This window comes from Leucobacter exalbidus (genome assembly GCF_017834145.1).
GTDB lineage: Bacteria > Actinomycetota > Actinomycetes > Actinomycetales > Microbacteriaceae > Leucobacter > Leucobacter exalbidus.
The window spans coordinates 3,032,800-3,047,400 of sequence record NZ_JAFIDA010000001.1; the positions used below are offsets into that span (position 1 = coordinate 3,032,800).

The following is a 14,601-nucleotide window of genomic DNA, read 5'->3' on the forward strand; positions in this document are numbered from 1 at the left end:
GAATCGTGTAATCATGCTCGATATCGATTTCAGTGCACGCCTCCGCGCGATCCGCTCCACCTACGCCGACATTGCGGCGGTGACCGACCTGGCCAAGCTCGACCGAGAAATCGCGGAGTTTGAGGAGCAGGCCGTCGCCCCCGGTTTGTGGGATGATCCTGCCGCCGCGCAGAAGGTGACGAGTGGTCTCTCGCACCGCCAGGCACGCGTTAAGAAGCTGCGCGGTGTCGAGCAGCGCATCGACGATCTTGAGGTGCTGGCCGAGCTGGCGCAAGAGATGGAAGACGCAGACTCTGAGCGCGAGGTGATGGCTGAGCTTGAGCTGCTCGAGAAAGCCATGCAAGATCTCGAGGTGCAGACCATGCTCGGCGGCGAATACGACGAGCGCGCTGCGGTCGTCACGATTCGCTCGGGCGCTGGCGGTGACGACGCGACCGACTTCGCTGAAATGCTGCTGCGCATGTACCTGCGCTGGGCTGAACACCACAGCTATCCGGCGAAGGTGCTCGACACCTCGTACGCCGAGGGCGCCGGCATCAAGTCGGCCACCTTCGAGATCGACGTACCGTTTGCCTTCGGCAAGTTGTCGGTCGAGGCCGGTACACACCGCCTCGCCCGCATCAGCCCCTTTGGCTCTGCCGATAAGCGCCAGACGAGCTTTGCCGGCGTTGAGGTTATTCCGCTGTTGGAAGAAGCCACCGAGGTCGATATTCCTGAGCTCGACATTCGCGTGGATGTTTACCGTTCGAGCGGCCCCGGCGGCCAGTCGGTGAACACGACTGACTCGGCCGTGCGCATCACCCACATTCCCACGGGCATTGTGATCTCGATGCAGAACGAGAAGTCGCAGATTCAGAACCGTGCCGCCGCTATGCGCCTGCTGCAGACGCGCCTGCTGCTGCTGCAGAAGGAACAGGAAGCGGCAAAGAAGAAGGAACTCGCGGGTTCGGTGACCGCGAGCTGGGGCGACCAGATTCGCTCATACTTCCTCTACGGGCAGCAACTCGTGAAGGATCTGCGCACCGGGCACGAATCTACGCAACCCGATTCGGTGTTTGACGGAGAAATCGATGCGTTCATCGCCGCGGGTATTCGCTGGCGCTCGCTGATGAAGAACCAGTAATCCGCGCGCCTGCGCTTGCTTTTCAGGCTCGGGGCATAGGGTCAAACCTGTCATGATTCTCTTCGAAAATGTCTCCAAGAAATACCGGGGCACACAAAAACCCGCGCTCGACGGTATCGACCTCAAGGTCGACCGGGGCGAGTTCGTGTTTATCGTGGGCGCTTCCGGGTCAGGTAAGTCGAGCTGCCTGCGCTTGATTTTGCGCGAAGACCTCCAGACGAGCGGCAAGATTCACGTGCTGGGGCAAGACCTCAGCAAGATATCGTCGCGCAAAGTGCCGTACTTTCGGCGCAATCTGGGCACGGTGTTTCAAGACTTCAGGCTGCTGCAAAACAAGACCGTCTACGACAATGTGGCGTTTACGCTGCAGGTCATCGGTAAGTCTCGCGGGTTCATCCAAGAAGCGGTGCCCGACACCCTCGAGATGGTCGGGCTTGCGAACAAGGCCAAGCGGTTTCCGCACGAGCTTTCGGGCGGTGAGCAGCAGCGCGTCGCCATTGCGCGCGCGATTGTGAACAAGCCTGCGATCTTGATGGCCGACGAGCCAACGGGTAACCTCGACCCCGCGACGAGCCTGGGCATTATGCAGTTGCTGCGCGCCATTAACGCCTCGGGAACCACCGTGGTGATGGCGACGCACGAGGCCACCTTCGTAGACATCATGCAGCAGCGCGTGGTCGAGCTCTCGCAGGGCATCATCGTGCGCGATGAGGTCGGCGGCGGCTACGGCGAGACCGCATCCATCCCCGTGAGCGACCTGTCGGCCCAGGGCATGCAGGTGCTGCGTACGACCGAGGCGGTCGTACGCGCGGCGCTGGCCCCCGAGGAGGCCGCGATGCTCGCGACCATCGGGGCGACACAGGCCCCCAATGATCCGGATCAAGATCCCACCCCCGCTTCGTCAGCCACTGACGCGCAGGCCACCGCGGGCGAGGCTGCGGATGCAGCGGAGACCTCGTCGGCAGCTGTGGCCGAGGCAGCAGCGGACGCTGAGGCAGCGGCGGAGCACGCCGAGCAGGCCGAGAACATCGAGACCACCGAGGCGGCGGCCCAGGCAGCCGCCCAGGCAGCGGGGGAGCCCGCAGTGCCCCAGGCGCCCGCCACGGCGGCCGAGATGTTCCAGCCGGCGGCAGAGCCCGTGCGGCGCGAAGCCTCGGTGTATGCCGAGCCCGCGCCCTTTGGCGAGGCCGATGAAGAGATCGACGACGACTTCACCGATACCCGCGATGCCGGCCCGCAGGCGAAACGAATTCCTAGTTTTCTTGACCCCGGTCGCCCGATGGATGCGGTGCGCATGTCAGAGACAGGCAATCTCGCAGAGCACCTCGGGTTGCTGCGTAAAAATGACGATGAGACAGATGTGGGGCCTGTGCGATGAGGGCTGGGCTAGTATTCGGCGAGGTCATGAGCGGCCTCCGCCGCAACATTTCAGTCGTTATTTCGGTGATCTTGGTGACCTTTGTGTCGCTCACGTTCGTGGGTGCCGCGATTTTGATGCAGCTGCAGATCCAGCAGATGAAGACCTTCTGGTTCGATCGCGCTCAGGTGGCGGTGTACCTGTGCACCGATTATGACGAGAGTCCCACCTGTTCGGGCAGCGATGCGGGGGAGGCAGAGATCACGGCCGTCGAAGACGCGTTGAAGTCTGACACGCTCGCTCCCTACGTCGATGACTACTTCTTCATTACGCACGAGAAGGCGTATGAAGAGTTTCAAGAGCAGTTCAAGGGCAACCCGATTCTTGATATCACGAAGCCTGAGCAGCTGAACCAGACCTTCTGGGTGAAGCTTAAGGACTCTTCGCGATCTGAGATCATCGAGGAAACCTTCGCGGGGATCCCCGGCGTGCAGAGCGTCTCTGATCAGCGCAGCCTGCTCGACCGCATCTTCTTGTTCTTGGGGGTGGCGAGCTACACCGCGATCTCGATTGCCGGGCTGATGCTGGTGGCGGCGATGCTGCTGATCTCGACCACGATCAGGCTGTCGGCGTACTCGCGCCGCCGTGAAATCGGCATTATGCGCCTCGTCGGTGCCTCGAACAGGTTCATCCAAACCCCGTTCATTCTTGAGGGCATTATCGCCGCGCTCATTGGTGCGGTGCTTGCTGGCGCCGCCTCGGTGGCCATCGTGAAGTTCTTTGTGCAGGGTTTCTTGGTCTCTGAGGTGCCATTTACGAGCTACATTACGGTCGAGCAATCGCTCGTGGTGCCGCCCATTCTGCTGATCGTGGGCGCGATTTTGTCGGCGATTGCCGCCAAGATCGCAATCGCGAGATACCTGCGGGTATAGCTCCGATCCCTGCCGCGATAGGCTGGGTGTTTAGCGCCGGATCGATGCGCGCGGTGCCCCGCACCGCGCGCATCTTGATTCGACCGCGGCAACCGCCGCGACCAACACGCCTCGCGAGGAAGGACGTTCCATGCCCAAGGAGACCGGTGAGAAGCTCATTGCTTCGAACAAGAAGGCTCGGCATGAGTACCTCATCATCGACACCTACGAGGCGGGGATGGTGCTCACGGGCAGCGAAGTAAAATCGCTGCGCATGGGCCGGGCCTCCCTGGTCGACGGGTACGTGTTTATTGATCGGGGCGAAGCCTGGCTTGATACCGCGTACATTCCCGAGTACTTGAACGGTTCGTGGACGAACCATGCGCCGCGTCGCAAGCGCAAGCTGCTGCTGCACCGTCAGCAGATTGACAAGCTGTACCAGAAGACCCGCGAGGGTGGCATGACGATCGTGCCGCTGCGGCTGTACTTTTTGAACGGCCGCGTGAAGGTAGAGATCGCGCTCGCCAAGGGCAAAAAAGAGTATGACAAGCGTCAGGTGCTGCGGGAACGTCAAGACACCCGCGAGGCCGAGCGGGCGATGCGCCAGCGCAACCGCATGGGTGACTAGTCTCGCTGATTAAAACCTGTGCGCGCCCGCACGCTCAGCTCTGGGCGAAGCCCCGTGCGGGCGGCCACGAAAGTGGTATGCTTGGGGTTCGGCCTCGCGGCCGAATTTGATAACTCCACAGTGCATAATGTGAATGCTCCAACCGCGCCGTTATTTGGCGCGATTTCGGGGCCGATCGGTTTCGACACGTCGGTTTGAGACGATGAGAAGCGGGTCGAGGACGCGGAGTTATCTCGTTAACGCCCTTCGCAAACCAATAGGTGCCAACGTTAAGCGCACCGACTTCGCTCTCGCTGCCTAAGCACGAGACCGAGTCCGTCAGGCCGGGTGTGCCCCTGCCCCGGTTCCTGACGTCATTTAGGGGGCTTGCTGATGTGTCGTGTCTCAGGGCACATCGGGACTTTTTCTGAGGCTGGGCCTGTCGCACTAGCTGTTCGTGGTAAAGAGCGAGGCCGAGTAGAACGTTTTCACGAAATACACCCGTAGAAGGCATGGAATCATCGAAGTGGACCGGGGTTCAATTCCCCGCGGCTCCACCGGAGAAAAACATTATGCACTGTGGCGTTATCGCCTCTTGCGCCAGCACCGCACATGTGTGCCGTTTGCTGTTGCGCTTGCTAGGCGGTGTGTGCCCGCCTCACTGGCTGAGCCAGGCTCGCTGAATCGTGGCGGTGTCGTGTGATGACACCGCGCCCAGTAAGCTGAAGCACTATGAAGCGCGTGGCCGTAGTTGTGCTGGAGGGGGCGAAGCCCCTCGATGTTGGTATCCCAGCGCAGGTGTTTGCCACCCGTGCGAGCATGCCCTATTCAGTTGAGGTGTGCGGGGTGAACCCCGGCCTGATCTCGGGCAGCGACGGCCTCTCGTACCATGTTGAGCACGGCCTCGACGCGCTCGATGATGTCGACCTCATCTTTCTGCCCGGGTATCAGCGGCCCAACGTCGAGCCGCCGCCCGAGGCGCTGCTCGAAGCGTTGCGGGTAGCCCACGCGCGCGGCGCCCGCATCGCCGCTATCTCGACTGGAGCGTTCGCGCTGGCCGCGACGGGGTTACTGAACGGCCGGCGTGCGACTACACACTGGCACTACTCGCGCATCCTTGCCGAGCAGTTCCCCGAAGTGCGGGTTGATGAGCGGGTGCTGTTCGTCGACGAGGGATCGGTGCTGACCTCTGCGGGGGCCGCCTCAGGGATCGACCTGTGCCTGCACATTCTGCGCCAGGAGGCCGGCATGGCCGCCGCCAACCACGCGGCGCGGCGCCTCGTGGCCGCCCCGTACCGCAGCGGCGGGCAGGCACAGTATGTGCCGCAGAGCGTGCCCGAACCCCACGGTGAGCGGTTTACCCGCACCCGCGAGTGGGTGCTGGGCCGGCTTTCAGAACCCCTCTCGATCGAAGCGCTCGCCGAGAACGCCGTCGTGTCGCCGCGCACCTTCGCGCGTAGGTTCCGCGATGAGACCGGGTACACGCCCATGCAGTGGGTGATGCGCGCGCGAGTTGACCGGGCCCGCGAGCTACTCGAGGAGTCGGATCTGGGGGTCGATGAGATCTCTGCCGAGGTTGGGCTCGGCACCGCCACGAACCTGCGCCGGTACTTTCGGCGGGTGCTGGGGACGACGCCATCGGAGTATCGCCGAGCCTTCTCGCGAGACTCAGAACGAACGTCAGATGACCATCTGGGGTAGCGCCTGAGGAGTGTTTGGCCCCATCCCGGGAGTGTTGGCAGGATCCTTTCGAACTGTGGCATTGCTGCCACTGGTAGAGATCTGAAATCTCGGCCATTCTGGAGATAGTAAAAGAATGTCTCCGTTGAAAGGGAACAGATTCATGACAGCTCGAGTGGCTATTAACGGTTTCGGACGAATTGGTCGCGGCGTACTGCGCGCGATCATCGAACAGGGAAGCGACCTCGAGGTTGTTGCAATTAACGACCTGACCGACGCGGCCACGCTCGCGCACCTGTTCTCACGCGACAGCGTGTACGGCAAGGCGCCCTTCGAGGTTTCGGTAGACGGCAGCGACCTCGTCGTTGACGATCGCCGCATCAAGATCATTGCTGAGCGCGACCCCGCAAACCTCCCCTGGGCAGAGCTCGGTGTTGACGTTGTGCTCGAGTCGACCGGCTTCTTCACGAAGCGCGAAGACGCAAACAAGCACATCGAGGCTGGCGCACGCCGCGTGCTCGTGAGCGCACCCGCAAAGGGCGCAGACCTCACCGTCGTACTCGGCGTGAACGACGACAAGTACGACGCATCGGCGCACACCATCGTGTCGAACGCATCGTGCACCACGAACGCACTGGCTCCCCTCGCTAAGGTCCTCGATGACCTCGCAGGCATCGAGCAGGGCTTCATGACCACGGTCCACGCGTACACGCAGGATCAGCGCCTCGTCGACGCACCCCACAGCGACCTGCGCCGTGCCCGCGCAGCCGCCCTCAACATCATCCCGTCATCGACGGGCGCAGCAGCGGCCATCGGCCTCGTGCTCCCCAACCTCGACGGCAAGCTCTCGGGCGACTCGCTGCGCGTGCCGGTACCCGTGGGCTCGATCGTCGAGCTGAACGCGGCTGTGTCGCGCGAGGTTACCCGCGAAGAGGTTCTCGAGGCATACCGCACGGCCGCCAACGGCGCGCTCGCCGGTGTACTCGAGTACTCGGAAGAGCCCCTCGTATCGAGCGACATCGTGGGCAACACTCACTCCTCAATCTTCGACTCTGAGCTGACCCGCGTGGCCGGCAAGCACGTCAAGGTTGTGGCCTGGTATGACAACGAGCGTGGTTTCTCGAACCGCGCCGCCCAGATGCTGGAGCGCCTCGCAGCGTAACTCGCAACTGTACGACAAAGCCGGCCCCGCGCAGATCAAACTGCGCGGGGCCGGCTTTGTGTATGCGGTGCGGTATTGGTGTGCGCGGTATTAGCCTGCGCGGCGCCGCAATCGCAGCACGAGTGCGGCAATCGCGCGCCAGCCGAGCAAGAATACGGCCACCGTGATTGTGGCGACCATCACGAAGGCGAGGGCCGCGCCCGATCCGGTGAGCAGCCGCAGCGCCATGCCCAGCGCGACCGTGCCGATCCACAGCGGCACCCCAGTGCGCAGCACCGCGAGGGGGCGCCTGTGGGCGCGTGTCACCAGCCACATGATGGCCAGGCCCGCCAGAAACGGCCAGGCCGTCTCAAACAGGCCCCACACGCTTGCGTCGCGTGCGTGGCTTGAGCGGCCGAGGCCAGCGAACACCAGTAGTAGGGCGGCATCGCACGCGAACGCGAGTGCTACCGTGAGTGGTTTGGGCGAGGGGGAGAGCTGCGCAGTCATCATTCCCAGTCTAGGCCGGGCCGATTGTGCGGATCAGGTGAGCGTGCGCCTAATCGCGTGCGCGGTTGACGACCTGCAGCACCGCGTCGTGCAGGGCGCCGTTACTCGCGAGTGAGCTGCCGTTCCATGCACTATCGGCACCGTTAATGTCGGTGAAGCGACCGCCGGCCTCGCGCACAATGGGTACGAGTGCGCTGAGGTCGTAGGGCTTCACGTCAAACTCGGCGACGATGTCGACGAGGCCCTCGGCGAGCAGCATGTACGACCACATGTCACCGTACGCACGATCGCGCCAGACGGCACGTGAGAGCTCGATGAGGGGCGTGAGGTAGCCCGCAAGATCCCACTGCTCGATGCTCTGAAAACTGAGCGAGGCGTGCTCAAGATCTTTCACGCCCGACACGTTGAGGCGGCGGGGTGCCTCGCCTGCCTGCTGGCCCCATGAGCCACCACCGGTCTCAGCCCACCAGCGTGCACCGAAAGCGGGGGCCGAGACGACACCCACGGTGGGCACCTCGTCGACTTCGAGGGCGATGAGCGTGCCCCAGTTGGGAACGCCACGCAAATAGTTCGAGGTGCCATCGATGGGATCGATGACCCAGCGGCGTGAGCCGCGCTCGGTGCGACCAGATTCTTCGCCGAAGAAACTATCGTTCGGGCGCTCAGCTTCGATGCGACTCCGAATGGCGGCCTCGACTGCTTGGTCGGCGTCGGTGACAAACGTGCGATCGGGCTTCGTCTTAATAGTGAGATCTGCCGCGCGAAAGCGGGGGAGGGAGATTGAATCAGCGAGATCGGCGAGTTCGAGAGCGAACTGGAGATCGGCCGAGGGGGTAACAGGCTGGGGAATCATCAAGCACGCTTTCCATGACGGGAGAGTAAACAAGTGCTGGATATGCGAAAGGCCCGACTAAATAGTCGGGCCTTATCTGCATTCCGTGCGCCCCCCCGGACTCGAACCGGGAACCCGCTGATTAAGAGTCAGCTGCTCTGCCATTGAGCTAGAGGCGCATGTCACTCGCTGAGTGACTTTCCGTTGCCGCGGCAACAAGAATTACTATAGCACGGGCTTTCGCGCCCGGTAAAACGGGCGCAGTGACCCGGGCGTGGCGCAAGCCCCGCTATGGCCAGTCTCGGTGTTGGGGGCAGGAATGTCAAGCATTTGTGACGCCCAACCGGCATTGTTACCAAGCGCCGCCCAGGCAAGGTTGCGGGGAAAGTGGGGCGGCGCTCGGTAACAACTACGCGAAGGTGTGGGCGCGGGGCTTGCGCACGAGGAAGCAGGCGGCGACGCCGACCGCGACAATCGAGGCGGCCATCACCGCGAGACGGGCGGTGTCGGCATCACCCGGGTGCGTGAGGCTGAGCTCGGTCACCAGCAGCGAAACGGTGAAGCCCACCCCGGCGAGTGCGCCCACCCCGATGAGCTCTCGCCACTTCACTGCGGGGTCAAGCTCGGCCCTGGTGAACCGGGTGAGCAGCCAGGTGGTGAGGGAGATGCCGATGGGCTTACCGATCACCAATCCGATCATGATGCCCGTGGCAATGGGGTCGAACGGAAAGTTCGAGTCGCCGCCGACGGCCACGCCTGCTGCGAAGAACGCAAAGATCGGTACGGCGATGCCCGTAGAAAGTGGGCGGAAACGGTGCTCGAAGACCTCGGTGAGGGGAGTGGCCTTGCGGCCTGACACGGGAATCGTGAAGGCCAGCACCACGCCCGCGATGGTCGCATGAATGCCCGAGGCGTGAAACAGTGCCCACACAACCACGCCGAGGGGCAGCATGATGAGCCACGGCGCCCAGGTGCCGCGAGCGAGCTGCTGCGGGAAGCGGTGCGCGATAAATGCGTAGAGCGTCAGGGGCACGATGGCAATAACGAGGGGGAGCAGGTTGATCTGGGCGGTGTAGAAGATCGCGATGATGGTGATCGCGATAAGATCGTCGACGACTGCAAGCGTCAGCAGGAACATGCGCAGCGCCGGCGGAATGCGCGGGGCCAGCAGACCCAGCACGGCGACGGCAAACGCGATATCGGTGGCGGTGGGGATGGCCCAGCCCGAAGCGCCGGGGCCGCCGACGTTGATCGCGGCATAGATCAGTGCGGGCACCGCGACCCCACCAAAGGCGGCCGCGACAGGCACCACCGCGGTTGAGAAGCGCCGCAGCGCCCCGGCAACGAACTCGCGTTTGAGTTCGAGCCCGACCATGAAGAAGAAGATTGCGAGCAATCCGTCAGAGGCCCACTGGCCAATCGACAGATTTAGGTGCAGGGATTCGGGCCCAATGCGGGTATCGCGCAGCGCGAAGAAGCCCTCGGCGAGGGGGCTATTTGCCATCACGAACCCGAGCAGGGCGGCGACCATAATGATGACGCCGCCGACGAGTTCGGCACGTAACAGCCTGCTGACGCGGGCGGCCTCGCGTTTATTGACGAGCGTGAGAATGCGGCGGCGTCGACCACGAGTGGTGGGAGCGGCGGCGGTGGGGTGAGGCTGGTTCATAGTGCACCTTTACGGTTTTGGGCAGCTGGGACGACATCGTCGACCAGGCTTCCCGACACACCGAGACCCAGCTTAGTGGCTGCGGGGCTGGGCCGTTGACTTTCTCACGACGAGCTGGGGGACGAACGTCTGGGGATCCGGATCGCGCCCGCCCTCGAGCCTCGCGGTGAGCGCCGCGACGGCAGCCGCGCCCAGTGGCGCAAAGGGCTGCGCGACGGTGGTGAGCGGGGGCGCGCTGTAGGCGGCGAGCGGCACGTCATCGACGCCGACGACCGAGACGTCTTCGGGAACGCGGCGGCCGGTCTCGCGCAGTGCGTGGATGAGGCCGAACGCCATCTCGTCGTTTGAGGCGAACACGGCGGTGGCGTCTGCGGGGAGGGTGAGCCCCGCCGCGTATCCGCCCGCGGGGCTCCAGTCGCCGTGCAGCACGGGTGGGATGGCTGCATCTGCTGCCTGCAGCGTGGTGCGCCAGGCGTGTTCGCGCGCAACAGAGTCAGCCCAGTCACCCGGCCCTGACAGATGCCAGACGCTGCGGTGCCCGAGCGCGAGCAGGTGTGAGGTGGCGAGGCGAGCGACCTCGGCCTGATCAATCGCGAGGGAGGCCCCGCCGATGCTGGCCGCGCCGCTCAAACTCACCGTGGGGAGGCCAGCAATGAGCCGCTGGGTGCGCGCCGCGAGGTGATCGACCGGGTGCGCCAAGATGATGGCCTCGGCGCCCAGCCTGGTGACGCGCTCGAGCGCATCGTGGATGGCCTCTGGTGTCGCGCGGGTCGCGTGCGCGCCCACGACCACGTAACCCCGGGCATCGGCCGCGTACTCAATGCTTGATTGGGTGATGGCCCCGGCGTACGAGTCGCCCGTCATTGATACGAGCCCAATAACCGAGGTGCGCCCCGATGAGAGCGCCTGGGCGGCAGGGTTGCGGCGATACCCGAGCGCCTCGACCGCGCGAAGTACCCGGGCTTGCTTCTCGGGGGCGACGTAGGGGTGATCGCGCAGCACCCGAGACACCGTTTGCGCAGAGACCCCAGCGGCGCGGGCAACGTCGAGCATGGAGGGGGCGCGGGCGCCTGGAGTATGTGACATGTCGCTCCTGTATTCGGTGAGACGAAGTAACGGGATGTGACCAAAGGGTATTGACAGCGTGAAGCGCTGGACAATATGTTATCGATGCCATATTCGCACAATGATGTTCGAAGCCCGGCCCCGGCTGGGCTCTGGAAAGGTGGTCCCGTGTCTTTGATCAACTCTCGCCCGAGGCGGAGGTGGAGATCTGCGGTGGCAGGCTTCGCTGCCTGCGCCACGATTGCGACGGGGGTCGCGCTCACATCGTCCCCAGCGTTCGCCAACGAAGTGCCCGTTCCCGATGTCGTGCCCTCGATTGCGCAGTGGCAGTCGGTGCCGGGCAGCCTCGACGCGGGCGAAGGCCTGCATGTGCGGCCGGCAGAAAATACCCCTGAGCTCACCGGCGTCGCCGACATCTTGACCGAAGAGCTGCAGGCCGTATTGCCCGCTGAGCACGCAGCTGGCGATCCTGAAGTGGTGTTGGTGCTTGATCCGGATCGCGCCGAGCTCGGCGCAGAAGGCTACGAGCTCGCAGTGGGCTCAGAAGTGACCATCACCGGGGCTACGCGATCCGGTGTCTTCTATGGCACCCGCACCCTCGTGCAGATGCTGATGCAGCAGACGGTGCTGCCCGGCGGCAGCACCGTCGATGTGCCCGAGTACGAAGAACGCGGGGTGACGGTGTGCGCCTGCGTGATCAATATCTCGCCAGAGTTCATTGATCGGCTCATCACTGAGATGTCGTTTCTGAAGCTCAATACGCTCATGGTCGAGCTCAAGGTGAAGATCGATAAGTATCCCCAGACCAACACCTGGTCGTACTACACCAAGGATGACGTGCGTCGTCTGGTCGAGCGTGCCGAAGCGCGTGGCATCACCGTGATCCCCGAGATTAACTCGCCGGGCCACATGGAGATTTGGCTCGAGAATATGCCCGAGCTGCAACTCACGAACCCCGCAAACGGCCGTAAGGACGAAGTACGGCTCGACATTACGCAAGATGCGGCGTTCGAGTTCTACACCGACCTGATGGACGAGTACGCCGAGGTCTTCACCGCACCGTACTGGCACCTGGGCGTCGACGAGTACATGCTCGGCAGTGGGTACGCCAACTATCCGCAGATTCGCCAGTTCGCAGAGGCCAAATTTGGGGCGGGCGCGACCGAAAACGACGTCGTTGCCTGGTACGTCAACCGCATTAACGACTACGTGAAGGAGCGCGGCAAGAGCCTGCGCATCTGGAACGACGGCGTGATGGCCGATAACAAATTCGTGCGGTTCGACACCGACATTTTGGTGGAGCACTGGAACCAAGCCGGGTCGAGCATTCGACCGAGCACGTTTCTCAAGTGGGGCCACCAGGTCAACAACGTGAGCAACTCGCTGTACATGGTGCGCGGTGGCTACGGCGTGAACTCCCGCGGGCTCTACGACTCGGGCTGGACCCCGAACGAGTTCTACGGCGAGAAACTGCCCGCCGACACCGAGGGCGTCATCGGCGCACGCATGAGCATCTGGCCCGACGGCGGTACGCCGAAGGAAGCCGAGAACGTCACCGAAGAACGCATGTTTGAACCGCTGCGCTTCGTCGCTCAGGCCACCTGGACCAACGACCGGCCATGGGCGGGCTACGACGCCTTCAAAGCAACCATGAACAACATCGGGCGTGCGCCGCTGTGGGGCACCGAGAACCGGCAGCCCGTTGCCGAGGGTTCGTTCACCATCACCGACGCGGCAGCGGGCAACTCGCTGATGGCCACCGGCGACGGCAACGTCACAGTGGGGGAGAGCGCCACCGCATTCACTCTCGCGCACACGAGCGACGGGTACTACACGATTAAAAACGCGACGGGGCAGTGCCTCGACCTCTCACGCACCGGCACGATGCGACTGAACGTTCCGGTACAGATTGGTGCGGGGATCACCACGGCCGAATGCGCCGACACGACACTGCAAAAATGGCAGCTGAGGCAGGTCGACGGTGGCTACACCATCGCGAACGCCGCCAGCCAGCAGTCGGTTGTGGTCTCTCCGGGCCTCACCAACGTACCCGTCGCCTACGACAACTTTGGTGATGTCGCAGCGGGCGGCGTGATTCAGGCCCCGCACGACTGGGCAACCACCACCTGGGTGCTGAACGGGTCAGCCTCACTGAGCGCCACCACCGACGCGGCCGGGGTACTGCCGGGCAACGCTGCAGAGGTGACCGTCACCGCGACGAACTCGACCGATACCGTCATCGCAGACGCGAAGGTCGCGATCACCGAGTTGCCTGATGGGTGGACCGGGGTCGTTACTGAACCGCTGCCCGCCACGATCGCGGCAGGCGAGACCGGCACGGCCAAGATCACCCTCGTCAACGTCAAGGGATACACCGGGGCAGCAACCGCCAAGCTTGACTGGCAGGGCAGCGACGGCACCGTGCACGCGAGCACGCAGCTCGCCACGAGCGGAGCCTGCTCCACCGAACAGCTGCGCCCCAGCGGCGTCTCCGACGTCTCGAGCGAGCAGCTGAGCGGCGAACCCGCGCCGAACGGCCCAGCGGCCGCAGCCATCGATGGCGACCCCGCCACCTACTGGCACACGCAGTGGTCACCGACCGAGGCGCGCTACCCGCACGCCATCGTCGTCGATCTCGGCGAATCCCGTGACATCTGCGGCCTCTGGTACACCGGGCGCAGCGGATCCAACCAGGGCGCGGCCAACGGCCGCATCGCCCAGTACGAGGTATACACCTCAGCAACCACCAACCAGGTTGACGGCGACTGGGGTGACGCGGTTGTGGCGGGCAACTTCGCCAACACGGCCACCGCGCAGCTGACGAGCTTCGCGCCCGTCACCACGCGATACGTCAAGCTCGTCGCACTCTCAGAAGCCCAGGGTAACCCGTGGGCGACCATCGGCGAGCTCGCGGTGACTGGCACACCCGCCCCCATTCCCGAGTACACCGCCGCGATCACGCTCGATCACGATACGGCGCAACCCGGGGACACGCTCAAGGTCTCAGGCACCGGGTTTGCCCCGGGCGAGCTGGTCAACTTGAGCGAAGGCGACCAGCCCGAGGGTGAGGCGCTCGCCGCAGCAACGATCACGGCCCAAGCCGATCTCGACGGAAACATCGTGGCCGACTGGGTGGTTGCCGCCGAAGCCGCGGGCAGCCACACCATCACCGCCACGGGTGCTGTGTCTGGCGCTCAGGCCGAGGCGACGTTCACCGTGGCAGAAACCCCGGGCGGCGCTGATGCTGATGCTGATGGAGGATCTGACGCGGGTGCCGCAGCCGACGCAAACGGCGGCTCCGGATCAGGCAACTCGGCTGCATCCCAGGCGAGTGCCATGGCGAGCGCTGCGGCCTCGGCAAACGCCTCGGCCAATGCGAACGGTGCTGCAAAGGGTGCCGCGAAGGGCGCTGCGAACGGAGCCGCGAAGGGGGCCGCGAACGGTGCCTCGAAGGGAGCCGCGAACGGAGCCTCGAAGGGCAATGGGAACGGATCCGGAAAGAAGGCCGTAGCTGAGCCCGCGGGCGAAGCCGGTGTCAATGACGCCGACGGTTCGGCCGACGGATCACCCGTGCAGAGCGAGGAGGGAGCGAACGCCTCAGGTGCGCAGGGTTAGCGCGCAGAGTTTGTAAGCAGAGTAAGAGCGCGGCCTCGACCGCGCGTTGCGTAACGGGGCTCGAGTCACGAAATGGGGGTTCGTGCCCCAA

Annotated in this window: 11 protein-coding genes, 1 tRNA gene and 1 other RNA gene; 8 read left to right on the forward strand and 5 right to left on the reverse strand. The window is 64.1% G+C overall.

The features are described 5' to 3' along the window. Positions 1 to 13 precede the first annotated feature (13 nt). The 7 genes from prfB (at position 14) to gap (ending at position 6,840) form a co-directional block, all read left to right on the forward strand. The gene (gene prfB / locus JOF28_RS13700) at positions 14 to 1,123 is read left to right on the forward strand and encodes a peptide chain release factor 2 (protein ID WP_209706378.1); all 1,110 of its coding nucleotides are present in this window, start codon (positions 14 to 16) and stop codon (positions 1,121 to 1,123) included. A 52-nt stretch (positions 1,124 to 1,175) separates the two neighbouring features. Further along, positions 1,176 to 2,501 (forward strand): cell division ATP-binding protein FtsE, encoded by a 1,326-nt coding sequence (gene ftsE / locus JOF28_RS13705; RefSeq protein ID WP_209706379.1) that lies wholly within the window; start codon positions 1,176 to 1,178, stop codon positions 2,499 to 2,501. Next, positions 2,498 to 3,412 carry a permease-like cell division protein FtsX gene (gene ftsX / locus JOF28_RS13710; protein ID WP_209706381.1) on the forward strand — a complete coding sequence of 305 codons (915 nt, stop codon included), beginning with the start codon at positions 2,498 to 2,500 and terminating at the stop codon, positions 3,410 to 3,412. Before ftsE ends, ftsX begins: the two co-directional genes overlap by 4 nt. 130 nt (positions 3,413 to 3,542) lie before the next feature. Next, positions 3,543 to 4,019: an SsrA-binding protein SmpB gene (gene smpB / locus JOF28_RS13715; RefSeq protein ID WP_209706383.1), complete on the forward strand. Its 477-nt coding sequence runs from the start codon at positions 3,543 to 3,545 to the stop codon at positions 4,017 to 4,019. A 167-nt stretch (positions 4,020 to 4,186) separates the two neighbouring features. Beyond that, positions 4,187 to 4,558, forward strand: a transfer-messenger RNA (tmRNA) gene (ssrA, locus tag JOF28_RS13720). Between the two features lie 172 nt (positions 4,559 to 4,730). After that, positions 4,731 to 5,699, forward strand: coding sequence for a GlxA family transcriptional regulator (locus JOF28_RS13725; protein ID WP_209706385.1), 969 nt, complete (start codon positions 4,731 to 4,733; stop codon positions 5,697 to 5,699). A 142-nt stretch (positions 5,700 to 5,841) separates the two neighbouring features. Next, positions 5,842 to 6,840 (forward strand): type I glyceraldehyde-3-phosphate dehydrogenase, encoded by a 999-nt coding sequence (gene gap, locus JOF28_RS13730; protein ID WP_209706388.1) that lies wholly within the window; start codon positions 5,842 to 5,844, stop codon positions 6,838 to 6,840. Between the two features lie 90 nt (positions 6,841 to 6,930). On the opposite strand, the gene JOF28_RS13735 is transcribed toward gap, so the two are convergent. The 5 genes from JOF28_RS13735 to JOF28_RS13755 all read right to left on the reverse strand — a co-directional run bounded on the left by JOF28_RS13735 (position 6,931) and on the right by JOF28_RS13755 (position 10,916). Beyond that, on the reverse strand, positions 6,931 to 7,329 hold the full coding sequence (locus JOF28_RS13735) for a DUF3054 domain-containing protein (RefSeq protein ID WP_209706390.1): 399 nt from the start codon (positions 7,327 to 7,329) through the stop codon (positions 6,931 to 6,933). Positions 7,330 to 7,378: 49 nt separating this feature from the next. Then, positions 7,379 to 8,182 carry an inositol monophosphatase family protein gene (locus JOF28_RS13740; RefSeq protein ID WP_209706392.1) on the reverse strand — a complete coding sequence of 268 codons (804 nt, stop codon included), beginning with the start codon at positions 8,180 to 8,182 and terminating at the stop codon, positions 7,379 to 7,381. An 86-nt stretch (positions 8,183 to 8,268) separates the two neighbouring features. Then, positions 8,269 to 8,340 (reverse strand) — tRNA-Lys (locus tag JOF28_RS13745). 230 nt (positions 8,341 to 8,570) lie between these two features. Then, positions 8,571 to 9,830 (reverse strand): Na+/H+ antiporter NhaA, encoded by a 1,260-nt coding sequence (gene nhaA / locus JOF28_RS13750; RefSeq protein ID WP_209706394.1) that lies wholly within the window; start codon positions 9,828 to 9,830, stop codon positions 8,571 to 8,573. Between the two features lie 72 nt (positions 9,831 to 9,902). Then, positions 9,903 to 10,916, reverse strand: coding sequence for a LacI family DNA-binding transcriptional regulator (locus JOF28_RS13755; protein ID WP_209706396.1), 1,014 nt, complete (start codon positions 10,914 to 10,916; stop codon positions 9,903 to 9,905). A 192-nt stretch (positions 10,917 to 11,108) separates the two neighbouring features. Here JOF28_RS13755 and JOF28_RS13760 point away from each other — a divergent pair, with 192 nt between their 5' ends. Continuing rightward, positions 11,109 to 14,510, forward strand: coding sequence for a family 20 glycosylhydrolase (locus tag JOF28_RS13760; RefSeq protein WP_209706398.1), 3,402 nt, complete (start codon positions 11,109 to 11,111; stop codon positions 14,508 to 14,510). Positions 14,511 to 14,601 lie beyond the last annotated feature (91 nt).